Raw genomic sequence first — 22,194 nt, 5'->3', positions numbered from 1 at the left:
TATTATCCCATCTCAACGTCGACGAGAGAATCGTCGCTGATGCGGAACCGTGCCTCGTAGTAGTCGCCGTCCCGCGCGTAGAAGCGGAGCCAACTCGCCACCTCTCGGTCCTGCGGCAGCGAGACGTCCTCGACGCTCAGCGACGACTGTATCGATGCGAACGCCTCGGAGGGCGGTGCCTTCTCGTCGTAGCCGGTGAGGGCGGTCGATTCGTCGAGGACCGCCGCCTCGTCGGCCGAGAGAGAATCCGTCGAGAACGTCGCCGCGACGTGTTCCGAATCGACGTGGTCGACGAAGGTCTCCCGCCCGTCGGCGATGGGTTCGAGACTGTGTGTGTAGCGGGTCGTCTCGACGGCCTCCTCCTCGGCGTGGAGTCGCAAGGCGAGTTCGTCCGGTCCGAACTCCCCTTCGGGTTCGATGCGCGCGTACTCGAAGGGCGGGTCGGGAACGAGGTCGCTGTCCGCGGGCGACAGCGGGTCGAAGAAGACGACGCCACGGCGGTAGGCGCGCTGGGCGGCGTGGTCCCTCTCCTCTAGATGCGAGACGACGGCCTCACTGATAGCCCGGTCGAGGATTTCGGCATCGAGTTCCGAACGGCCCTCCCGTGGCGACGTCGTATAGTCGACACCGTCTGGCAGTTCGTCCAGTGGTTCCATCCAGACGACCCACCGGTCGAGGGTGACCGCCTCGGCCTCGGGGTGGACCCGATGGTAGGTGCCGTCGATTTCGGTGTAGGCGGGCCGATAGCCGTCCTCGCCACTGGGTCGCTCCTCGACCAGCGGAATCTCGATGGATTCGACGCTACCCGTCTCGCGCAACTCCTCGGCCAGCGCCTCGGCGTCGGATTCATCGTAGTGGTAGGCGTTCGATGCCGGTCGCCACCTGAACAGGTCGACGGGGTCGGCACCGTTCTCGGGGTCGCTTTTGAGCGTGTGTCTGGTCGACCCCACGAGCGAACACCCCGCGAGCGTCGTCGTTCCCGCGGCAGCGAGTCCCGTCAGGACCCGCCGTCGCGTCGTTCGGGAGGGCATACGCCCACCTGTGGGAAGCGTCGGATAAATGCCTTCAGGAGGCGAAAACGAGCGATTTAGTTACGGCCTGTCACGCGGGCGCCAAGCGGCTTACTCGCCCCAGTTGCGGCGCTCGGTCGGCCGCTCGGACAGCGCCATCACGTCGAGGGGTTCGTCCTTCGTCTCGATGGCCTCCAGCGCCGCGCGGGCGCTCGGGACCGTCGAGAAGTAGGTGATGGTCTCCTCGACGGCGACCTCCAGCACGTCGCGGTCCCGCGAGAAGATGACGTCGACCTCGCCGTCACGGAGCGCCTGGTTCAGGTCCTCGAAGTCGTCCTTCGTGCGGACGTCGAAGTGGCGTTCGGCGTTCTCGCGGACGTCGGAGATGTCCTCGTTCTTCTGGGACATCCCGCGAAGCGTTTCGAGGTCGACGATTGCGGTTCCCTCGGTCGGGATGGCCTTGCCAGTCGCCGACTGAGCCTTGAGGTAGGCCTTGCCGAACGAGCGGGCGGTGCCCATGACCTCGCCGGTCGATTTCATCTCGGGGCCGAGACGCGGGTCCGACCCCGGCAGGCGGTCGAACGGCAGGACGACCTCCTTGACGGAGACGTGTTCGGGCACCTGCTCGTGAGCCTGCAGTTCCTCCAGCGAGTTGCCCGCCATCGCCTTCGCCGCGAGTTTCGCGATGGGGACGCCGGTCGCCTTCGAGACGAAGGGCACGGTACGCGAGGAACGGGGGTTCGCTTCGAGCACGTAGACCTCGCCGTCGCGGACCGCCAGCTGGACGTTCAGCAGGCCGACCGTATCCAGCGCACGGGCGATGTCGAGTGCGACCTCGCGGACGCGTTCGAGCGTGTCCTGTGACAGCGAGCGCGGCGGAATCATACACGCGGAGTCGCCGGAGTGGACGCCGGCGGCCTCGACGTGTTCCATGATGCCGCCGATGAGGACGTCCTCGCCGTCGGCCACGGCGTCCACGTCGAGTTCCACCGCGTCGGCGAGGAACTCGTCGACGAGGATGGGTTTGTCCGGGGAGACGCGGACGGCCTCCTCGATGTACTCCTCGAGTTCCTCGTCGGAGTAGACTACGTCCATCGCGCGGCCGCCCAGCACGTAGGACGGGCGGACGAGGACCGGATAGCCGATGTCGTGAGCGAGGTCCAGCGCTTCCTGCTCGCTGGTCGCCGTGCCGCCGTCGGGCTGGCTGATGCCGAGTTCGTCCATCAGGACGTTGAACCGGTCGCGGTCCTCCGCGAGGTCCATCGCCTCGACGGAGGTGCCCATGATTTCGCAGTCGAGGTCGCGGCGTTCGAGTTCGTCCTCGAGCGGTTCGCCGACGTTGACGGAGGTCTGACCGCCGAACTGGACCATCACGCCGTCGGCGTTGGTCTCCTCGACGATGTCGGCGACCTCCTCGGCCGTAATCGGCTCGAAGAACAGGCCGTCGGAGGTGTCGTAGTCCGTCGAGACCGTCTCCGGGTTGTTGTTGACGACGTGGGCGTCGATGCCCATGTCCTCCAGCGCGCGGACGGCGTGGACCGCACAGTAGTCGAACTCCACGCCCTGTCCGATGCGGATGGGACCGCCGCCGACCACGACGACCGACTCGACATCGCGGTCGACCTGAACCTCGCCTGCTCCCTGTCCCGTCGGTGGCTCACGCGCGGAGTAGTAGTAGGGCGTCGACGCGCGGAACTCGCCGGCACAGGTGTCGACCTGTTTGTAGGTCCGACTGGAGGTGTTCGCTTCGACGTCCTCGACAGTGACGCCGGAGCCGTCGGTTTCGACGGGGCGGCCCTCGTCGTCCTCGTCGGCCTCGGCGACCTCCGAGGGAATCCAGGAGGCGTGGGTGTCGTTGAACTCCCCGCCGGCGATGGCCGTGACCTCTTGGTTCGTGAAGCCGGCGTCGGCGGCCGTCTGGAAGTCGCCGTCCTGTGCGGCCTCGGCGGCCTCGGCGATGCGCTTGAAGCGCTCGACGTACCACTCCTTGATGCCGGTGAGGTCGATGACCTCGTCGACGGTGTAGCCGCGGTCGAAGGCCTCGAAGATGGCGTAGGGGCGGTCCGGCGTCGGGCGCACGAGGTAGTCGTCTTCGAGTTCGCTGTCGGAGACGTCGCCCCAGTCGACGGCGGGGTCGTACTCCGAGGACCGCAGGGCCTTGAGCATCGATTCCTCGAAGGTCCGGCCGATGGACATCGCCTCGCCCGTCGACTTCATGGCGGGGCCGAGTTCGAACTCGACGTCGTCGAACTTGTCCTTCGGCCACCGGGGGACCTTCGTGACGACGTAGTCGATTGCGGGTTCGAAGGCGGCGGTCGTCTCGCCGGTAATCTCGTTGTCGATTTCGTGGAGGCGCTTGCCCATCGCCACCTTCGCGGTGACGCGGGCGATGGGATAGCCGGTCGCCTTCGAGGCCAGCGCGGACGAGCGCGAGACGCGCGGATTGACCTCGACGACGCGGTATTCCCCGGAAGGCGTGCCGTCGTCGCGCCAGGCGTGCTGGATGTTACAGCCCCCCTCGATACCGAGTTCGCGGATGACCTTCAGCGCGGAGTCGCGCATCTTCTGGTGGGCCTCGTCGGGGATGACCTGTGAGGGCGTGACGACGGTGGACTCGCCGGTGTGGATGCCCATCGGGTCGATGTTCTCCATGTTGCAGATGATGATACAGGAGTCGTCGGCGTCCCGCATCACCTCGTATTCGAGTTCGACCCAGCCGGCGATGGACTCGGTAATCTGGACTTCGTGGTTCCGTGAGAGCTGGAAGCCCTTGCGGGCGATTTCGCGAAGCTCGTCCATGTCGTCGACGACACCGGAGCCGGAACCACCCAGCGTGTAGGCGGTGCGGGCGATGACTGGCAGGCCGCCGACGGCCTCGACGGCCTCCTCGATTTCGTTCATCGAAGAGATGGTTTCGGAACTGCAAACCGGTTCGCCGATCTTTTTCATGCGCTCGCGGAAGAGGTCACGGTCCTCCGTGGCGTAAATCGTGTCCAGCGGCGTCCCCATGATGTCGACGTCGTACTCGTCGAGGACGCCCTGTTCGGCGAGTTCCGCGGTGACGTTCAGGCCGGTCTGGCCGCCGAGGCCGGCGATGACCCCGTCCGGCTCCTCGTTGCGGATGACCTCGGCGATGGCCTCGGGTGTGATGGGTTCGACGTAGACCTTGTCGGCCATCTCCGGGTCCGTCATGATGGTCGCGGGATTGGAGTTGACGAGGACGACTCGGGCGCCCTCCTCCTGCAGGGCCCGACACGCCTGTGCGCCGGAGTAGTCGAATTCGGCCGCCTGTCCGATCTGGATCGGTCCGCTGCCGATAAGCAGAATGGTGCGGTCCTCGTCGTCTGGCATTATGCGACCGAAGTTCGTACATCGTAATAAGCCCGGCGAATCGGTACGGATTTCGTAACGAAAATTCGAATATCGAATCGCACCACGACCGCCGTGAGTGGTCGTCGTCTCGGCTTCACTTATAAATGGGGCGTGGTGACAGCCGACCGTGACGGCCGGAGCGCCCTCGGTCCGCCGACGGTTTCGGCGCGGCTGTCACTGTCGGTGTAATCAAACCCGATTCAAAAGCAGAGCGCCTCTAGCTCCCTTCGCCCAACCGATACCGATAGGGCTGGTCCTGAATGACCTCTATCTCTCCCATCTCGGCTTCCCGGCCCAGTACCGTGGCCACCTGGTGGGCACTGTCGAACTCCTCGCCGTGCTCTTCGAGCAGGTCGAGTATCTCGCGCGCCGTCAACGGCTCTTCGGGGTCGGCCTCCGACAACACCTCGCGGATGCGCTCGTACTCACCCCGGCGTATGCGCATGTTCTTACACATGTGCCCACATACCATAACACCCCGTCAGACAATCGTCAGACGCGCAGACGACGAAAATCGGATGACGGAGCGGGTGTCGACGAACGCCCCTCGTCGGACAGATGGGCAGAAATTCGTGTGACAGAGGTTGTCACAGGATGGGCCGAAGCAGGTCTCAGACCGGCGTGTCGACCTCGGATTCGAAGTCCCGCTCCTCGCGGTACTGCTCGACGAACGCCTCGACGTCGAAGTTCATCATCTGCTGTTCGAACTGCGAGGCCGTGGCGTCGTCGCCGTGGCTGGCGGCGTGTTCCATCAGTTCGACGAGCAACTCGACGACGATTTCGTGGAGCCGCCGGGAGTCGAAGTCGGTGACCCACACCAGCGCGTAGCCGACGTGGCCGTCCTCGGCGACGTCCGCGACCGCGACCTCGTCGGGGAACTCCTCCATGACGACGCCCATCACGTGCGGCATGCTGAATTCGGGGAACTCGTCGTCGGTCTCGATGGTCTCCCGAAGCACGTCGGCGATGGCCTCGGGGACGAACCGGGAAATCGGGTGCACGTCGACGACGATGGCGTGGCGGTCGCCACACGCACAGTCGATTTCTCGCATCCCCATATCGAGGTCGTGAGCGTGTAGCGTCTCGCCACACGGAAGTTCCAGAGTACCGGGGTCGTCGCCCGGGACGCGCGGTTCTGCCATTGCCGCCTCTCGGCGACGCGACGGGTTAAAAACAGCGTTCTTCGGCGACTACTCGAGGTCGTCGGGACCCAGTGCCGCGTCGTAGGGGTCCTCGGTGGCCTTCTCGGCCTCCTCGGCCTCACGCAACTGGACGTAGAGGCGCGTCACGACCGCCGCGCCGAAGACCGCGAGGGCGGCACCGAGGAGTGCCGTCAGGAGGCTCACGGCAATCCGGGGAACGACCGCGCTTAGCGGACTCACTACTGCATTCAACTGCGAGACGATGAGGAGGACGAGTCCGACAGCGAACACCTCGATGCGGTTGCCCTTGGTCAACCGCCACGAATCCGCCATCGCCGACACGAAGTTCTTGTCCCGCAGGGCGATTTCCTGCCGCAGGAAGTAGAAGACGACCGCGAAGAATATCCCCGGTAGGACGAAGAAGACGAGGCCGAGCCATATCAGCCCCCAGACGACTATCTTGCCGATAAAGCCGTTCAGCGTCGCCAGCAGAACGTTGTCGGTAACGACGTTCGACGGGATGGCGTCGGTTTCGTCGGTAGCGAAAACACGCACAGCCACGATAGAGACGGTCTCCGAAAGTAGCGCGACCACCACCAGTCCGGCGGCCGCGACCCCCAGCGGGATATCGAGCGCCAGCGGCGACGTCTCGCGGACCATCTCCAACTGTGTCTCCATCGTGTTTATCTGACGATTGTACTCCTCTTGGCCGATATTGGCTTGCTCCGGGGGGAGTCCCCGGAACGCCTCTAGCAGCGATTCGAGCCCTTCGACCAGCAGCGTCTGGTAGAGTACCGCCACCACTACGCCGATGACGAAGAATCCAACCGTCAGTAACAGCCCGTTCTTGGCGACGGTTCGGTTCGCACCCTCCCGAAACGCCGCACCGATATCGAGCGACATGTTCGGCTACGCGTTCGCCGGCCTCTTAAGAATGGTCGGACCCGGATGGGTCGAATCGACCGATTACGGCCAGTCGTCGCGGCCGTCCTCGGCGTCGTCGTCGGCCTCGTCGCCGGCCTCTCCGAGTTCCCAGTCGGCAGCCTCGGCGGCCTGCTCGACCGGTAGGTACTCCCAGTCGACCTCCTCGGCCAGCGCTTCGTCCTCGTCGCTGACGCCGATGAAGACGTGCCGGTCGGTGTCGAACTGGGTCTTGACGTTTTCGAGGCTCTCCTCGCGGCCCCGCGGTCCGGAGAAGAAGTCCTGCCGGATGCGGTTCTTACGCGTGAAGTTCGTCACGACGTAGGTCGGCTTGTCGGAGACGACCCCGACGTACTCGCTCCACGTGCGAGCGTCGGAGAACACCTCCTCTGGCCGAGCTAGCCGCTTGAGCGCCTCCAACTCGAACGCGAGTGTCATGTCCGTAGAGCCGCCGCCATCCATACGCGATAGGGAGACTGCACCGGAGAAAACACTTTGGATACCACTTCAGGCCCACTTTTTGCACGAGAACGCGGGTCGCGCGCCGTAGCGCGCGCGACCCCGGTTCTCGGCAAAAACGTGGGGAAAATATGCGCGCTGCGTGGCGGCGAAGCCGCTACGTCATGCGGTTGCGGGCGAAGCCCGCAACCCGCTCCTCCAGCCGCCTCGTGGTTCGAAAGACGCCAGCGGCGTCTTTCGTCATCACGAGAGAGCTTCGCTCTCTCGAACGACTTCGCTCGGCGTTAGTCGTCGCGCGCTACGCTGGCTCACTTCGTTCGCCAGCGGGAACCGCCTCGGGAGTGACCTTCGGACACCCCCTCGGCGGATGCCAACCGCGATGTAGTTCGTCTCTCGCGTGTGGCATGCCGACACACTCCGTCGCCGGATTTTTCGACGCCCCTTGCGCAACGCCGACCATGGAAATCCGCGAACTCGCCACCGATGCCGAGCGCGAACCTGCCGTCCCCATCCTCCGTCAACTGTGGACCGACGCCGACCCCGAGGAAGTGCTGGCGTGGACCGGCGATGACCGATACACCCTCTTCGGCCGCTTCGACGGCGACGAACTGGTCGCTGTCGCCGGGGTCCGCATCGACGACTTCCTCCATCACGTCCGCCACGCGTGGCTCTACGATTTGGTCGTCGACGAACCGCGACGCGGCGAGGGCCACGGCACCGCACTCGTCGAGTTTGTCGAGGAGTGGGCCGACGAGCGGGACTGTGACCGGGTCGCCTTGGCCTCGCCACGCTCGAAGGAGGGGGTCCACGAGTTCTACGCCGACCGCGATTACGAGAGATGGGGCTACGTCATCGAGACGGAGTTGAGCGACCAGAACCTTTAGGCGGAAATCAGGCGAACCGGTGGGCGTGCTTTCACTCGTCGCCGGGACCGGACTGACGACGGGGATGCTCGTCGTCTTCGCCGTCATCCTCGTCGCGCTCGTGCTTTTCGTCACGGAGCCGGTGCCCATCGACATCACCGCCATCGGCGTGATGGTCGCGCTCATCGTCCTTGAACCGTGGACACAGGTGAGCCCCGCCGACGGCGTCTCGGGCTTTGCCTCCTCGGCGACGATTACCGTCCTCGCGATGTTCGTCCTCTCGGAAGGTATCCGTCGAACGGGCGTCGTCAACATCATCGGCCGGAAGATAGCCGACCGGTTCGGCGACAGCCCCTTCGGCCAGTTGGTCGCCGTCCTCGGCCTCTCCGGCGGGACGGCCGGATTTATAAACAACACCCCGGTCGTCGCGGTGATGATTCCGATGGTGACCGAACTCTCCAAGCGGACGGGCATCTCCCCCTCGAAACTCCTGATTCCCGTCTCCTACGCGTCGATGATGGGCGGCATGCTCACCCTCATCGGCACCTCCTCGAACATCCTCGCCTCGGACGTCTACGACCGGGTCGGCGGCGCCGCGACCGAACCCTTCTCGATGTTCGAGTTCACCACCCTCGGGTTCCTCGTTCTCGTCGTCGGGACGGCCTACCTGCTCGCGTTCGGCCCGCGTCTCCTCCCCGAACGAATCAAAGCGCGGACCGACCTCACCGACGAGTTCGGCATGACCCAGTACCTGACCGAGGTGGTCGTCCGCGAGGACTCGCCGATGCTCGGCCGCGCCGTCGACGACGCGCTCGAGGATATCGAGGCTGACGCCGACATCGTCCAACTCATCCGTGACCGACAGGCGTTCAACGAACCGCTCGCGCGCAAGGAGGTCCGCGCCGGCGACATCCTCGTGTTGCGCGTCGACCGCGAGAGCCTCATCGAGTTGATGGACGCCGAGGGACTGGATTTCGCCCCCGACGCCGAAGTGACCGACGAGGTACTGGAAGCCGAGGAGGGTGCAACCGAGGAACTCGAAGCATCCGTCGGCGAGCAGCGATTGGTCGAGATCGTCCTCTCGCCGGATACGAACCTGCTCGGCGAGACGCTGGAGACGCTCAACTTCCGCCAGCGCTACGACGCGACCGTCCTCGCGATTCGTCGCGGCGGCGAAGTCATCCACAAACGGATGGACGAACGCCGCCTCCGGGCCGGCGACACGCTCCTGATACAGGCCAGCGAGGACACCGTTCGGCGGTTTCAGGCCGACCGCAACTTCGTCGTCGCGCAGTATCTCTCCCGGCCGGATTTCCGGTCGAAGCGCATCCCCGTCGCCGTCGGCATCGTCGGCGCCGTCGTCGCCATCGCCGCCCTCGGCATCCTCCCCATCATGGTCGCGGCGCTCGGCGGCATCCTCGGCATGGTCGTCACCGGCTGTGTCAAACCCAACGAGGTCTACGACGCCGTCGACTGGAACGTCATCTTCCTCTTGGCGGGGCTCATCCCCCTCGGCGTGGCGATGGAGGGAACCGGCGCCGCCGCGTGGCTCGCTGATATCGTCGTCGGCAACAGCGCCGGAATCGGAGCGGTCGCGCTGATCGGAATCTTCTACCTCTTTACCGCGCTGGTCACCAACGTCATCAGCAACAACGCCAGCGTCGTCCTGATGGTTCCCGTCGCCTACGATACGGGCATCCAACTGGGCGCCGACCCCTTCGCGTTCGTGCTGGCGGTCACCTTCGCCTCCTCGACGGCCATGCTGACGCCCATCGGCTATCAGACGAACCTCATGGTCTACGGTCCCGGTGGCTACAAGTTCACCGACTTCGCGCGCGTGGGGGCGCCCCTGCAGTTGATTCTGACCGGTGTGACGACGTTCGGCATCGTCTGGCTGTACGGGGTATGAGGTACTGGCCGACTACCACTCGAAAGTAGCCTCGTACTCGCCACCGGTCGCGTCCTGCCATTCCGCGGCGGTAATCGAGTAGCGGACCGTGTCCCGCGGTTCGCCGCCCATGACGAGGCCGTTCCGAATCAGGCCCTCCTTGCGGCCGCCGAGCGCGTCGATGTACGTCTCGATAGCACGCTGGGATTTCTCGTTGTCGGGGGCGTGGGTGACGCTGACGACGTCTATATCGAGGACGTCGAAGGCCAAGGCGACGAGCGCCCGGGCGCGTTCGCCCGAGTAGCCGCGGCCCCAGAAGGGCTTGCGGAACCAGACGCCGAGGTTGCCACAGCGGCGGTCCCAGTCGACCGAGAGGTTGCAGGCACCGGCGAACTCGCAGGCGCCATCCTCCCCGTTGCGGAGATAGATGGCGTAGTCGACGCCCTCGCCCTCGTCGAACTGCTCGCCGACCTGTTCGACGAACTCCAGGGTCTCCTTCGGATGCTTGTGGGGGTCCCACGTCACCCACTCGGTTATCTCCTCGATGTTCGGTGCCCCAACTCGGACGTGCTCGTATAGCTCGTAGGGGTCGTAGTGGTCCGGGTGAACCACCTCGAACCGGAGGCGAGGACTCTCGATTACGGTCGGAAAGAGGGCCATACCCGTCGGTGGGTCGGGCTATCGAAAAAGCGTTGCTGGCGGGTGAGAATGGGACGCACGGTCGAAGGGAGTATTTGCGAGGCGCCGAGGCGCCGCCCGAACCGTTCGGGGGTTAGTCCGCGTTCGGCGTGGGCGCGTCCTCGGTCAGCGCGATGACGTCGTCGAAGAAGCCGAGGGTGTCGTTGGGGCCGGGATGGGCTTCGGGGTGGTACTGGCGGGTGATGATATCCATCTCGTCGCTTTCGAGGCCCTCGGGGGTGTCGTCGTTGACGTTGATCTGGGTGACCTCGAGTTGGCCGGGCTCGGAGACGGTGTAGCCGTGGTTCTGGGTCGTCATGACGACCTTGTCGGTCCGGAGGTCCTGAACGGGCTGGTTGACGCCGCGGTGGCCGAACTCCATCTTCTCGGTCTCGCCGCCCAGCGCCTCGGCGATGACCTGCTGGCCGAGACAGATGCCGGCAAGCGGCAGGTCGTCGACGTACTCGTCGACCAAGGCGGCGGCCTGCTCGAAGTTCTTGGGGTCGCCGGGGCCGTTGGAGATGAAGAGGACGTCGGGGTCGACCGACTCGACGTCGGCGACGGTGGCGTCGTACGGCAGGATTTCGACGGTGGCGTCGCGGTCGACCAGCGAACTCGTGATAGAGCCCTTGGCGCCACAGTCGATGAGCGCGACCGTCGGGCCGTCACCGTCGGGGTTGTGGGTCCGCCGTTCGTTGACGGAGACCTGCTTGCCGATGTCGGTGTGTTCGCTCATGGCCTTGCACTGTGCCAGTTCCTCCTCGGCGGCTTCGGGTGTGGCGTCGGGGCCGGCGGCGATGCCGCATTTCATCGCACCCTGCTCGCGGATGTTGGTGACGAGGTCGCGGGTGTCGAGGTGGTCGACGGCCGGGATGCCCTCCTCGGTGAGCCACTCGGCGACGTCCTCGGTGAACTCGCGGGCGATGGCGGCCCGGGGGTGGACGCGCTCGGATTCGAAGCGTTCCTCTCGGACGCCGTAGTTGCCGATGAGGGGGTACGAGAACGTCAGGACCTGCTCCTCGTAGCTCGGGTCAGTGAGCGATTCCTCGTAACCCGTATAGGCGGTCGTAAATACCAGTTCCCCGCGAGTGCGGCCGGGTGCACGGGCGCGTGCTTCGACGACCTGCCCGTTCTCCAGCGCCACGTAGGCGTCCGTCATTACGAGAAGCGTATGTTATACCCCCAATTAACGCTTGTGTTCGAAGTAGAGTTACGAAATTCGTAATCGGTAAGTGCCCCCGGCCGCAACCCTCGCATCTCGATGGACGACCTTGACCGTCAGATACTGGCCATCCTCCGGCGCGACTCCCGGACGCCCTACACCGAAATCGCCGAGGAAATCGGCACCTCGGAGGGGACGGTCCGCAACCGCGTCGAACGCCTCATCGACGAGGGTGTCATCGAACGCTTCACTATCGCCACGCGGACGGGCAACGTCAAGGCGATGGTCGAAATCGGCGTCGCCGTCGACGTCGATACCGGTGACATCTCCGATAGGATGGCCGACTGGAAGGAGGTCGACTTCGTCTGGCAGGTCTCCGGCGAGGAGGACATCGTCGTCGTCGCCGATACTACGGATACGGGAACGCTCAACGACATGATTACTCGCGCTCGCGAACTCGACGAAGTCGTCTCGACGAAGACGCGCCTGATTCTCGACGAGAAACTCGGCTAGCGTGGGGCGAGTCGAAGAGGCCTTAACAGCCACCCCCATTGCAAGACGCATGAGCACCGACGACATCGACCCCGCGAACGGAGGGGATACTGGCGACGAGGCCGGCCTCGACCACCAGAACGCCCTGCAGGACGTCATCGCCGTCGACGCCGACGACAACGAGCAGGACCTCGTCAACCGACTCGACGCCCACACCGGCGACGGCATCCGCCACCGCGCCTTCACCGCGCTGGTCTTCGACGGCGACGGCAATATCCTGCTGGCACAGCGCGCGCCGAACAAGCGCCTCTGGGACACCTGCTGGGACGGCACCGTCGCCTCCCATCCCGTCAAGGGCCAGACCCAACTTGAGGCCACCCGCGAGCGCCTCGACGAGGAACTCGGCATCTCCCCCGACCAGTACGACGACCTCCGCGTGACGGACAAGTTCGAGTACAAGCGCTACTACATGAACGAGGGCCTCGAATGGGAGGTCTGTTCGGTGCTGCAGTGTACCCTCGACGACCTCTCGATGGACCCCGACGAGGAGGAGGTCGCGGGCCTGATGTGGGTTCCCTACGAGCGCCTCTACGAGCACCCCAAGTGGTATCGCCAACTGCGCCTCTGTCCGTGGTTCGAGATCGCGATGCGCCGCGACTTCGCCGAGGAGTAACGACTCGACCGACGCCGTCCTTTTATACTGCTGACTCCCTGTCGCTTTCGACGCCCGCTTCCTGTCTCATCACACACCGTGACTGCAATTATTGCCGTATGTTTTTGACAAACGTTCGTTTTCCTTTACAGCGATTCGGTGTCAGATACGTTCGAAACTGCGAGAAAAGTTTTACATACTGTCGGATTGTATTCGGAATCGAATACGATGTCCACAAATCGGGTTCGGGACGCGGTGGCGATGTATCTGAACGAGTCTCTGACTGAAGCCGAGGCGGCCCGGCGGGCCGGCCTCTCGCGGGCGCAGTTCCGACAGTACGTCCGTACCTGCGGACTCGCCGTACAGGCGTCCGAATCCGACGGGAAGGCGGCCGATGCCGACGCCGACTCGGAGACGGCCCCGCTACAGGGTTAATCCAGTAGACGCGACAGTTCTGCGGCGGTTTCCGCCTCCAGCGAGCGGACGGTATCGACGATGGCCGTCCGTCGGCCGGCGTCGTAGTCGTCGGCCAGCACGTGGAACTTCTCCTCGACGACGCCCCACGAAGCCGGTTTGGCGGGATGGCCGGTCGGCCACTGGACCTCGGCCTCGTGTTTCGCGCCGTCGCGGGCCGTGACGGTCACGCGGGCCGGGAGTTCGCCGATGCCGACCCGCTCGTCGAAGTAGTCGGTGCTCGTTATCTCGACGGCGTCGGCGACGGGCCGAAGGTCGGCGCGCTCGCCGGGATGGACGGTCACCTCGCGGTCGACGAGCGCCGCGGCGATGGCCCGAGCGTCGATTTCCGGGACCGCCTCGGCGTAGCTTTCGACCGAAACGTCGTCGATGTCCGCGGGGTCGAAGGCCGTATCCTCCGCGACGTCCAGGGCCGCCTCGATGGCCGCCTGTGCGTGTGGGTGGCCAACGTAGGGCCGGATTGCGGCGTCACGAACCCGCTCACAGCCGGGGTCGAAATCGAGGTCGAAGGGGCCGACGAGGTCGGTCCAGCCGCCCTCTGCGGTAACGGAATCGGGGCCGACGACCCCGCCCTCCGCGAGCAGGCAGGCTTCGAGGCCGTGTTTGGCTGCCGTCCCGACCGCGATGGGTTCGAAAGGGCGTTCCTCGATGCCGAGCGTGCCGCGACTCGCCGCGAGGCCGACGGCGCTCGTGAGTTTGCCGACGGGAAAGCCCATCGCGCGGCCGGCGCCGGCCGCGGCCGCAATGGCAGTGTGAGTCGCCGGATGGAAGCCGTCCAGCGGCGCGTTCCACGCCAACTCGCCGTGGACCTCGTGGGCCGCCGCGAGTCCGGCGAGCAACTCCTCGCCGGGAGCACTACGGGTCTCCGCGGCGGCGAGGACGGCCGGTATCGGCCCGGCGGCCGACGAGAGCGTCGGCGCGAGATAGGTTGCCCGGTTGCCCGCCTCCGCCAGGGCGGCGTTGTACATCGCCGCGTCGGCGGGGGCGGCCCGGCGGTCGGAACCCCACAGGCGGCTCTCGGCGCCGGTGCTGGTCGTCACCGCACGTCGAACCCCATCGGTCGGTTCGACGTCGCGGCTGCCGAGCGCGACGCCGACGGTATCGAGGACCCGACGCTTGGCGGCCTCTCGGACCTCGTCGGGCAACTCCTCGTAGGATACCTCCGCCGCGAACCCCGCGATATCGACTGCCGATGGCATGACCGTACAACTCACAGCACGCGGTCAAAAGCGTTCGGTGCCGGGCGCCGTCGGCGAACGTTCGGGCACCTGACGGCGTGCGCGGCCTCACCGGCCGCGTGTCCATCCGAATCCGCCCGGCTACGGCCGCGTCGTCGCCCACACCGCGAGGATGCCGAGGACGATGGCCGGAATCATCGGCAACGCGAGGTAGGTGTCCCAGAACGTGAGGCCGAACACCGTGGGCGCGTACGGGTACGCGTAGATGATTCCCGGGATGAGCAGGAACGCGACGAAGACGGCACCGACCAGCGTCCAGCCTCGCCAGTCGAACTCCCGGTCGACCTCGTCGGGATGGACGTGCGCCTCCTCGTCAGGGCCCGGCCCTCCATCGCCGGCCGCACCGCTCGCCGGCCCCGTCGGTTCGCCGGTCGGCGCGTCGCCGTCGGCGTCCGGTTCGTGTACGTAGCCGTCACTCATACGAGTCGGGGTCGTACTCGCTGTCCGGGACGACGACGACGGAGCCGAAGCCCTCCCGGCCTTCGAGCATATCGTGGGCGCGTTCGACCTCGCTCATCGGCAAAACCTCACGAACGTGCGGTTCGAAGGTACCGTCGAAGACCTTCGCCATCACGTCGTCCATCTCGCCGGGCGTGCCCATCGTCGACCCGAGGATGTCGAGCTGCTTCCAGAACACCTTCGGGATGTTCGTCTCGGGACTGATGCCCGAGGTGGCCCCGCAGGTGACGATGCTGCCGCCGCGGGCGGCCACCGACAGCGAGCCGTCCCACGTCGCCTCGCCGATGTGGTCGACGACCACGTCGACGCCACGCCCGTCGGTGATATTCTTGATCTCCTCGTCGAAGTCGACCTCCTCATAGTTGATGAGGTGGTCGGCGCCGATGTCGCTCGCGTAATCGAGTTTCTCCTCGGAGGAGGCGGTCGCGAACACCTCACAGCCCTCGTTGGCGGCTATCTGGACCGCCGCGTGGCCGACGCCGCCGGAGGCGCCGTGGACCAGCACGCTGTCGTTCTGCTGGATTTCGGCGCGAGTGACGAGCATCCGCCACGCCGTCTGGAAGACCAGCGGGGCCGACGCCGCCGTGACGAAATCGACGTCCTCGGGCAGCGGAATGAGGTTGTCCTCGTGGAGCGCCGTCTGCTCGCTGTGGACGCCGCGGACGTGCTCGCCGATCATCTTGAAGTCGACACACAGCGACGTCTCGCCCTTCCGGCAGAACTCGCATTTCCCACAGAAGACGTTCGGGTCGACGACCACGCGGTCGCCCTCCTCGAAGCGGGTGACGTCCTCGCCGACCTCGCTGACGACGCCCGCGCCGTCGCTGCCCTGGATGTGTGGCATTTCCTCCGGGCTGGGCATCCCCTTGCGGGTCCAGACGTCGAGGTGGTTGAGACCGCCGGCCTTGATGTCGACCAGTACTTCCTCCGATCCGATTTCGGGGTCGGGGAATTCGCCGTACTGCAGTACGTCGGCCGAGCCGTGCTCCTCGTAGAATATCGCTTTCATGGTCCCCCCTGCGTACGCACCGTGCAAAACACTAGCGGAGAAAGCAAACTGGACGGTGGACTTTACACCGCGGCCGTCGCAGTGAGTCCCATGACCGAAGACCCCACCGACAATGGGCACGAACATGGGGACGACGCCCCCGACGAGGACGGCGGTCACGCCCCCGACGACCACGAACACGCGGGCGACCACAGCCACGACGACCACCATCACCACGATATCCACGAGTTGGGCGTGGCCGTCCTCACCGTCTCGTCGAGTCGCAACATCGACGAGGACGCTGCCGGCGACGCCATCATCGATACCGTCACCGATGCGGGCCACGAGATGGCCGTCCGGGAACTCGTCACCGACGACTACGACAAGGTACAGGGGGCGGTCGACCGCTTCGTCACCCGCGATGACACCGACTGCGTTATCACGACGGGTGGGACCGGCGTCACCCCCGACGACGTGACCATCGAGGCGATAGAACCGCTCTTCGAAAAGCGCCTGCCGGGCTTCGGCGAACTGTTCCGCACACTCTCCTACGACGATATCGGGACGAAAGTCGTCGGCACCCGCGCCGTGGCGGGCGTCGCCGACGGCGTCCCCGTCTTCTGTCTGCCCGGCAGCGAGAGCGCCGTCCGACTTGGCACCGAGGAGATAATCGTCGAGGAGGCACCCCACCTTGCCGGACTGGCGAAACGCGAGGAGGAACCCGACGACGCTGACGAGGCCGACCTCGACGACGCCGAGTGACGGGTTGTGCCGTCGCGCCGAGGTACCGACTGTTGGTCGCCATCCCCCACGGCAGCACTCATCGACAGGACGCCGGCTCGAAGTGACGACCGAGGAACACTTGATTCGCCCTCACCCACCGAACTACCATTAGGCGTGGGCGCGACAGTCGAGTAGTGGTCGAAGACCCACAGAGCCAGTCGGCGGATTCTGTCCTGTCCGCCTACGAGACGACCGACTCGGGGCTGTCGCCGGAGGAGGCCCGACAGCGACTCGACGAACACGGAAAGAACGAGGTAACCCGGGCCAGCGAGCGCACGGCGCTGGACATCTTCCTCGTGCAGTTCGACAGCGTCCTCATCTGGGTCCTGCTGGCCGCGGCGGCCGTCTCGGTGTGGGCCGGCTACCTCGTCGACGCCGTTCTCATCGCCGTCATCGTCGTCGCCAACGGGGTGTTCGGGTTCGTACAGGACTACCGCGCCGAGCAGAGCCTCGAGGCGCTTCGGGAACTGGCCGCGCCGACGGCGACCGTCCGCCGGGACGGGGAGTCGGTCGACGTCGACGCGACGGACGTCGTCCCCGGCGACGTCTTCGAACTGGAAAGCGGCGACGTCGTCCCCGCGGATGGCCGACTGCTCGCGGAGACCGACCTCGAGGTCGACGAGGCCTCGCTCACGGGCGAGAGCGAACCGGTCTCGAAGTCCCCGGAACCGGTCGAGTCGGACGCACCGCTGGCCGAACACACGAGCATGGTATATAAGGGGACGAACGTCTCCCGGGGACGCGGCGTCGCCGTCGCCTCGGCGACCGCGATGGAGACCGAGGTCGGGTCCATCGCGGCGGAACTGGCGGCCACCGAGGAGACCGAAACGCCCCTCCAGCGGGAACTGGACGGACTCGGTCGCCGACTCGGCCTCGGCGTGGTCGTGTTGGCTGCACTCGTCATTCCACTGCTGTTGCTCCGGGGAACGCCCCTCATTCAGGCCGGTCTGACGGCGGTATCGCTGGCGGTCGCCGCCGTCCCCGAGGGCCTTCCGGCCGTGGTGACCCTGACGCTCGCACTCGGGGTGCGAACGATGGCCGACGAGAACGCGCTCGTCCGCCGCCTACCCGCTGTCGAGGCGCTGGGCTCGGTCGACGTCATCTGCACCGACAAGACGGGGACGCTCACCGAGGGACGGATGAGCGTCAGCAAGGTGTGGGTCGACGACGCCGTCCTCGACCTCGGCGGCAAGGAGGACGAGGCCGAGCCGACGGACGAACGGGTCGAGTTGCTGTTCCGGGCCGGCGCGCTCTGCAACGACGCGACCCTCGAAGAAGGCGACCCGACCGAGCAAGCCATCGTCGCGGCGGCCGACGACTACGGCTTCGATATCGAGGCGTTGCGCGAGGACAACCCCCGGACCGACGAGATTCCCTTCTCCTCGGAGCGGAAGTGGATGGGAACCGTCCACGACGACGTGGGCTACGTCAAGGGGGCCCCGGAGGTCGTCCTCTCGAATTCCTCGCGCGTGCTGACCGCCGACGGACCGGCCGACCTCACCTCGGAGGCGGCCGAACGCATCCGCGAGCAGGTCGGAACGTTCGCGGACGACGCGCTCCGCGTGCTGGCCATCGCGTACGCCGAGGACCCAGAAGACATCGAAAGCGACCTCGTGTTCGTCGGACTGGTCGGGATGATCGACCCCCCGCGAGCGGAGGTCGCCGACGCCCTCGCGGCGACCCGGCGCGCCGGCATCGACGTGAAGATGGTGACCGGCGACAACGTCCGCACCGCCGCGGCCATCGCGTCGTCGCTCGGGATGGGACAGGAGGTGATGGAGGGCCGCGAAATCGAGGAGATGGACGAGGAGACCCTCCGGGAGCGCGTCGAATCAGTCGACGTGTTCGCCCGCACCTCACCGGAACACAAGGTGCGCATCCTGCGTGCCCTGCAGGCGAACGACCACGTCGTCGCGATGACGGGCGACGGGGTCAACGACGCCCCAGCCCTGAAGAACGCCGACGTCGGCGTCGCGATGGGCATGCGCGGAACCGACGTGGCCAAACACGCCAGCGACGTGATACTCCTCGATGACAACTACTCGACCATCGAGCGGGCCGTCGAGCGCGGCCGGGCCATCTTCGACAACGTCTGGAAGTTCGTCGCCTACCTGCTCAGTGCGAACATCGCCGAGGTGACTATCGTCTTCCTGGCGTCGCTGTTCGGCTACCTCGTGTTGCCGGCCGTCCAGTTGCTGTGGATAAACCTGCTTACCGACGGACTGCCGGCGCTGGCACTCGGTGCCGACCCACAGAGCGGCGACGTGATGGAGCGGCCCCCGCGGGACCCCGAACAGGGAATCATCGACCGGCGAATGCTCGCGCTCATCGGCGGCGCGGGGACGGTCTCGACCGCCGTCATGCTCGGGTTGATGTTCTACACCCTCGGTGGTGCGGCGGCCATCACGCCGTATGCCATGACGATGGTGTTCACCGGCTTCGTGGCTCTCGAATTCGAGAAACTGTACGTCATCCGCTGGCTCCGTGAGACCCCGACGTTCTCGAACCCGTGGCTCGCGGTCGCGGTCGCGATGTCGCTTCTGCTCCACCTCGCGGTGCTCTACACGCCGCTGGCCGACTACTTCGGGACGGTGCCGCTCGGCCTCGCCGACTGGGGACTCCTCGGTGCCGTCCTCCTCGTCGCGCTCCCCGGCTATCTCGCCGTCGTCCTCGCTATCAAGCGGTTCGTCCCGTTCGCCGGACCCACCGGAAACGCCGACCGTTGAGACGCCCCCGACGGACGTTTTTAGGGGATTCCGACCCATATCGGTGTATGGCACCCGTCCGGCGTCTCGTCATCGACGTACTGAAACCGCACGACCCGCCGCTAATCGAGTTTACCGACCACGTCGCCGAGATCGAGAGCGTTGAGGCGGTGACGGCCTCGCTCATCGAACTCGACAAGGAGGTCCAGAACGTCAAACTGACCTTCGAGGGCGCTGACGTGGATTTCGCGGCCATCGAGGAGACCGTCGAGAACCTCGGCGGGGCGGTCCACTCCATCGATCAGGTGAGTTCCGGGGAGCACATCGTCACCGACCGCGTCACCTTCCAGGACTGAGTTCCGTGTCCTCGATTCGGCGACGCTTGCGGCGACTCCTCGGGAAAGAGGACGTCCTCGCGATTTCGCGCCGGTACTTCATCTCGAACGGGTTCGACGGGACGCTGACGAGCATCGGCATCATCGTCGGCGCCGTGCTTTCGGGGATTCCCGACGGCATCACCGTCATCAAAATCGGCCTCGGGGCCGCGGTCGGACTCGGCACGTCGGCGGTCTGGAGCGTCTGGGAGATCGAACGCGCCGAGACCCGCGCCGAAATCGAACGCATCGAACGGGCGATGCTCGTGGACCTCGACGACACTCGCGTCCAGCGGGAACAGCGGGGTGCCCGGCTCCTGCACGCGACCCTGAGCGGCCTCGGCCCCATCATCGGCATCATCGTTCCCCTGACGCCGTTCGTGTTCGAGGGCACCCTTTTCACGATGGAGATGGCCGCGGTCATCGCGGTCGGCTTGGGAATCGGCGTGCTGGGAACCTTCGGCGCGTACATGGGCTCGATTTCGGGCCAGCGGTGGTACGTCGCCGCGGTCCGGATGGGTCTGGCCGGACTGGTCGTCGCCCTCATCAACCTCTTCCTTCCGGGGTGAGCGCGGCCATTCCCTGTCGTTTTTAAATACTACTCCGACGGCGTTTCCGAAACCGTCACGTCCGCACACTCCAGCAGCGTGGTGACCGTTCGGGAGTCGATTCGGCCGTCCTCGAAGACGCCGACCTGCGTCGAGGAACCGTTACAGTCGAACCACGACCGCGAAACCTCGACCGTTTCGCGCGCATCCATCGCCGGCACTCGAACGTCGAGTCGATAGGCTGACGGCTCCAGCAGCGAGAACTCGACGGCAGCGTCGGCCGCCAGTTTCGTGGTGAGTTCGAGGACGACTCGGTCGTCGGCCACATCGACGATGCGAACCTCGACGGTCGAAACGTCGGGCATCGCGTTCCACACCGACACGCCGTGCGGTCGGTTGGCCTCCGGGTCGGCGACGCCTTCACGGCTCCCGACGGCGAGTTCCGTCCGTACCGCCGTCGGGTCGAAGGAATCGAGGTCGGGGCTGTCGGCGCCATCGTCGGTTCGGTCGTGAGTGGCGCCCGCGGGAACCGGGAGCCGACCGACGAGCGGGGCCGATAGCGCGGCGCCCGCACCGGCGATGAGGCTTCGGCGGTTCATATCCGACCGTTCGACCGGGACGGCATAAGCTATCTCGAAGCTCAAAGAGTCGTTTGAACGGTCCGTAGTGAGGTTCTACCCGCTCGCTATCGCGTCACGGCAACGGACAGAGACTCGCCGTCAGAATGGCTCGCTCGTCGCTTTCGTTTCGCGCGCCGTGTTCGACGCCGCGGGTGTTGTGGACGACGGCGGGCGCCGTCACCGTCTCCTCGCGGCCGTCCTGCGTGACGACGACCTCGCCTTCCAGCAGGTGGAAGACGTTCTCGCAGTCGTCGTGGACGTGCGGGTCGAAGGCCCCGCCGGGGCCGAGCGCGAACAGTTTCACGAGCACGTCGTCCTCGACGACGAGTTCGGCTGTCTCCACTTCGCCCTCCTCGGGGCGTACGTCGGGCAGTTCGTTCATCGTCATACCGGCCGTTTCGGCGCGACCCGTATAAATCGGTCCGCACGTGCTTATAAACGCGCGTGGTTTTATCGGGTCGGCGCGCGACCCTTCACCCATGAGCGACCTGCTATCCGACGACGAAATCGAAGCACAGCTCCCCGACGGCTGGCACCGCGAAGACGACGAAATCGTCCGCACCTTCGGCTTCGAGTCGTATCTGGAGGGCGTCGGCTTCGCCGCCGGCGCGGGCGGCCTCGCCGAGGAAGCCTTCCACCACCCCGAGATGACCATCGGCTGGCAGGAGGTCGAGGTGCGCCTGACGACCCACGACGCCGGGGGTATCACCGAAAAAGACATCGACCTCGCCGAGCGGTTCAACGAACTCGCGGACTGATGGCCAGCGCCACAGATGGCGACTCCGGGTCCGACGCGGAGTACGTCTTCAAGGTCCAACTGTATCTCGACGCCGAGGCCCCGGACGTGTGGCTCGACCCAGCTATCACCGAGACGACGATGCACAAGGCCGCGGCCGAACCGGGCGAGGACGGCTGGATGTTCTTCCGGGACAACCTCTGGCGCGGCGAGATAAACAACTACGAACACACCCGTCGACTGGCCGAGGAGGCCCTCGGCATGGAGGTCCGGTCCATCGAGTTCCGCGAGTTGCGGGCCAGCGAGGCGTATTACGAGGATTTAAAGGCCGAGATAGGCGACCACCTCGACGCCTTCAAGGCCGACGACGCGGCTGAAGTCGTCAAGAAGTACCTCGGCTCGCGCGTCCACGTCCGGGAGTAGGTACTGGCGGCTTGCCTGCCGCGTCGGCGACACCGCCCGATTAAACGGAGATTACCAGTACTCCGAACCGAAGCCCGAAGCGACGACTAGACCGTCGCCGAATAAGAGGGCGTCCGACTGGTGTGGTGTACCCTACGCCGCCGCAGAAGTCATCGACTAATCGACGACTGTCTTTCAACGTTCCCGAAAGCACTTAACAACCAATCG

General features: G+C 65.8%; 24 protein-coding genes. 11 read left to right on the top strand and 13 right to left on the bottom strand.

Going from position 1 to position 22,194, the window contains the following annotated elements; all coding sequences use genetic code 11:
* Positions 1-2 precede the first annotated feature (2 nt).
* The 6 genes from U5914_RS11540 to U5914_RS11515 all read right to left on the bottom strand — a co-directional run bounded on the left by U5914_RS11540 (position 3) and on the right by U5914_RS11515 (position 6,907).
* A complete protein-coding gene (locus U5914_RS11540; protein ID WP_336135917.1) occupies positions 3-1,031 on the bottom strand; it encodes a hypothetical protein in 1,029 nt (342 codons plus the stop codon).
* A gap of 90 nt (positions 1,032-1,121) precedes the next feature.
* Positions 1,122-4,361 (bottom strand): carbamoyl-phosphate synthase large subunit, encoded by a 3,240-nt coding sequence (gene carB / locus U5914_RS11535; RefSeq protein ID WP_336135916.1) that lies wholly within the window; start codon positions 4,359-4,361, stop codon positions 1,122-1,124.
* Between the two features lie 238 nt (positions 4,362-4,599).
* Positions 4,600-4,827, bottom strand: a complete 228-nt coding sequence (locus U5914_RS11530) for a hypothetical protein (protein ID WP_336135915.1) — start codon at positions 4,825-4,827, stop codon at positions 4,600-4,602.
* 166 nt (positions 4,828-4,993) lie between these two features.
* Positions 4,994-5,524, bottom strand: coding sequence for a DUF5815 family protein (locus U5914_RS11525; protein WP_336135914.1), 531 nt, complete (start codon positions 5,522-5,524; stop codon positions 4,994-4,996).
* 48 nt (positions 5,525-5,572) lie between these two features.
* Positions 5,573-6,427 (bottom strand): DUF7847 domain-containing protein, encoded by an 855-nt coding sequence (locus U5914_RS11520; protein WP_336135913.1) that lies wholly within the window; start codon positions 6,425-6,427, stop codon positions 5,573-5,575.
* A gap of 63 nt (positions 6,428-6,490) precedes the next feature.
* Positions 6,491-6,907: a DUF7124 domain-containing protein gene (locus U5914_RS11515; RefSeq protein ID WP_336135912.1), complete on the bottom strand. Its 417-nt coding sequence runs from the start codon at positions 6,905-6,907 to the stop codon at positions 6,491-6,493.
* 455 nt (positions 6,908-7,362) lie between these two features.
* Here U5914_RS11515 and U5914_RS11510 point away from each other — a divergent pair, with 455 nt between their 5' ends.
* Both U5914_RS11510 and U5914_RS11505 read left to right on the top strand, forming a co-directional pair.
* Positions 7,363-7,788 carry a GNAT family N-acetyltransferase gene (locus U5914_RS11510; protein WP_336135911.1) on the top strand — a complete coding sequence of 142 codons (426 nt, stop codon included), beginning with the start codon at positions 7,363-7,365 and terminating at the stop codon, positions 7,786-7,788.
* A 25-nt stretch (positions 7,789-7,813) separates the two neighbouring features.
* Complete coding sequence (locus U5914_RS11505) at positions 7,814-9,676, top strand: SLC13 family permease (RefSeq protein ID WP_336135910.1); 1,863 nt, start codon at positions 7,814-7,816, stop codon at positions 9,674-9,676.
* Positions 9,677-9,688: 12 nt separating this feature from the next.
* Here the strand turns inward: U5914_RS11505 and U5914_RS11500 are convergent, their stop codons facing one another.
* On the bottom strand, positions 9,689-10,315 hold the full coding sequence (locus U5914_RS11500; RefSeq protein WP_336135909.1) for a GNAT family N-acetyltransferase: 627 nt from the start codon (positions 10,313-10,315) through the stop codon (positions 9,689-9,691).
* A gap of 112 nt (positions 10,316-10,427) precedes the next feature.
* Positions 10,428-11,492, bottom strand: a complete 1,065-nt coding sequence (gene carA, locus U5914_RS11495; RefSeq protein WP_336135908.1) for a glutamine-hydrolyzing carbamoyl-phosphate synthase small subunit — start codon at positions 11,490-11,492, stop codon at positions 10,428-10,430.
* A gap of 102 nt (positions 11,493-11,594) precedes the next feature.
* Between carA and U5914_RS11490 the strand changes: the two genes are divergently transcribed.
* The 3 genes from U5914_RS11490 (at position 11,595) to U5914_RS11480 (ending at position 13,074) form a co-directional block, all read left to right on the top strand.
* Positions 11,595-12,008: an Lrp/AsnC family transcriptional regulator gene (locus U5914_RS11490; protein ID WP_336135907.1), complete on the top strand. Its 414-nt coding sequence runs from the start codon at positions 11,595-11,597 to the stop codon at positions 12,006-12,008.
* Positions 12,009-12,057: 49 nt separating this feature from the next.
* Positions 12,058-12,660, top strand: coding sequence for an NUDIX hydrolase (locus tag U5914_RS11485; protein WP_336135906.1), 603 nt, complete (start codon positions 12,058-12,060; stop codon positions 12,658-12,660).
* Positions 12,661-12,867: 207 nt separating this feature from the next.
* Positions 12,868-13,074 (top strand): DUF7317 family protein, encoded by a 207-nt coding sequence (locus U5914_RS11480; protein WP_472802067.1) that lies wholly within the window; start codon positions 12,868-12,870, stop codon positions 13,072-13,074.
* On the opposite strand, the gene U5914_RS11475 is transcribed toward U5914_RS11480, so the two are convergent.
* The 3 genes from U5914_RS11475 to U5914_RS11465 all read right to left on the bottom strand — a co-directional run bounded on the left by U5914_RS11475 (position 13,071) and on the right by U5914_RS11465 (position 15,819).
* The gene (locus U5914_RS11475; RefSeq protein ID WP_336135904.1) at positions 13,071-14,312 is read right to left on the bottom strand and encodes an MmgE/PrpD family protein; all 1,242 of its coding nucleotides are present in this window, start codon (positions 14,310-14,312) and stop codon (positions 13,071-13,073) included. The two genes, U5914_RS11480 and U5914_RS11475, sit on opposite strands and share 4 nt — an antisense overlap.
* A 120-nt stretch (positions 14,313-14,432) precedes the next feature.
* Complete coding sequence (locus U5914_RS11470; RefSeq protein ID WP_336135903.1) at positions 14,433-14,771, bottom strand: DUF7977 family protein; 339 nt, start codon at positions 14,769-14,771, stop codon at positions 14,433-14,435.
* The gene (locus tag U5914_RS11465) at positions 14,764-15,819 is read right to left on the bottom strand and encodes a zinc-binding dehydrogenase (RefSeq protein WP_336135902.1); all 1,056 of its coding nucleotides are present in this window, start codon (positions 15,817-15,819) and stop codon (positions 14,764-14,766) included. The genes U5914_RS11470 and U5914_RS11465 overlap by 8 nt, the downstream gene beginning before the upstream one ends.
* Positions 15,820-15,909: 90 nt before the next feature.
* Here U5914_RS11465 and U5914_RS11460 point away from each other — a divergent pair, with 90 nt between their 5' ends.
* The 4 genes from U5914_RS11460 (at position 15,910) to U5914_RS11445 (ending at position 20,229) form a co-directional block, all read left to right on the top strand.
* On the top strand, positions 15,910-16,560 hold the full coding sequence (locus U5914_RS11460) for a MogA/MoaB family molybdenum cofactor biosynthesis protein (protein WP_336135901.1): 651 nt from the start codon (positions 15,910-15,912) through the stop codon (positions 16,558-16,560).
* Positions 16,561-16,715: 155 nt separating this feature from the next.
* Positions 16,716-19,307 carry a calcium-translocating P-type ATPase, PMCA-type gene (locus tag U5914_RS11455; RefSeq protein WP_336135900.1) on the top strand — a complete coding sequence of 864 codons (2,592 nt, stop codon included), beginning with the start codon at positions 16,716-16,718 and terminating at the stop codon, positions 19,305-19,307.
* 47 nt (positions 19,308-19,354) lie between these two features.
* A complete protein-coding gene (locus tag U5914_RS11450) occupies positions 19,355-19,642 on the top strand; it encodes a DUF211 domain-containing protein (protein WP_336135899.1) in 288 nt (95 codons plus the stop codon).
* 5 nt (positions 19,643-19,647) lie between these two features.
* On the top strand, positions 19,648-20,229 hold the full coding sequence (locus U5914_RS11445; RefSeq protein WP_336135898.1) for a VIT1/CCC1 transporter family protein: 582 nt from the start codon (positions 19,648-19,650) through the stop codon (positions 20,227-20,229).
* Between the two features lie 29 nt (positions 20,230-20,258).
* Here the strand turns inward: U5914_RS11445 and U5914_RS11440 are convergent, their stop codons facing one another.
* Together U5914_RS11440 and U5914_RS11435 are read right to left on the bottom strand one after the other, a co-directional pair.
* Positions 20,259-20,807, bottom strand: coding sequence for a hypothetical protein (locus tag U5914_RS11440; RefSeq protein ID WP_336135897.1), 549 nt, complete (start codon positions 20,805-20,807; stop codon positions 20,259-20,261).
* Positions 20,808-20,901: 94 nt separating this feature from the next.
* A complete protein-coding gene (locus U5914_RS11435; protein ID WP_336135896.1) occupies positions 20,902-21,216 on the bottom strand; it encodes a cupin domain-containing protein in 315 nt (104 codons plus the stop codon).
* Positions 21,217-21,307: 91 nt separating this feature from the next.
* Here U5914_RS11435 and U5914_RS11430 point away from each other — a divergent pair, with 91 nt between their 5' ends.
* Together U5914_RS11430 and lwrS are read left to right on the top strand one after the other, a co-directional pair.
* Positions 21,308-21,586, top strand: coding sequence for a 4a-hydroxytetrahydrobiopterin dehydratase (locus tag U5914_RS11430; RefSeq protein WP_336135895.1), 279 nt, complete (start codon positions 21,308-21,310; stop codon positions 21,584-21,586).
* Positions 21,586-21,987 (top strand): LWR-salt protein, encoded by a 402-nt coding sequence (gene lwrS / locus U5914_RS11425; protein WP_336135894.1) that lies wholly within the window; start codon positions 21,586-21,588, stop codon positions 21,985-21,987. The genes U5914_RS11430 and lwrS overlap by 1 nt, the downstream gene beginning before the upstream one ends.
* Positions 21,988-22,194 lie beyond the last annotated feature (207 nt).

This window comes from Natronomonas amylolytica, from assembly GCF_037031205.1.
GTDB lineage: Archaea > Halobacteriota > Halobacteria > Halobacteriales > Haloarculaceae > Natronomonas > Natronomonas amylolytica.
Note: the sequence above shows the minus strand (reverse complement) of the source record. Positions and strands in the feature narration are given on the sequence as shown.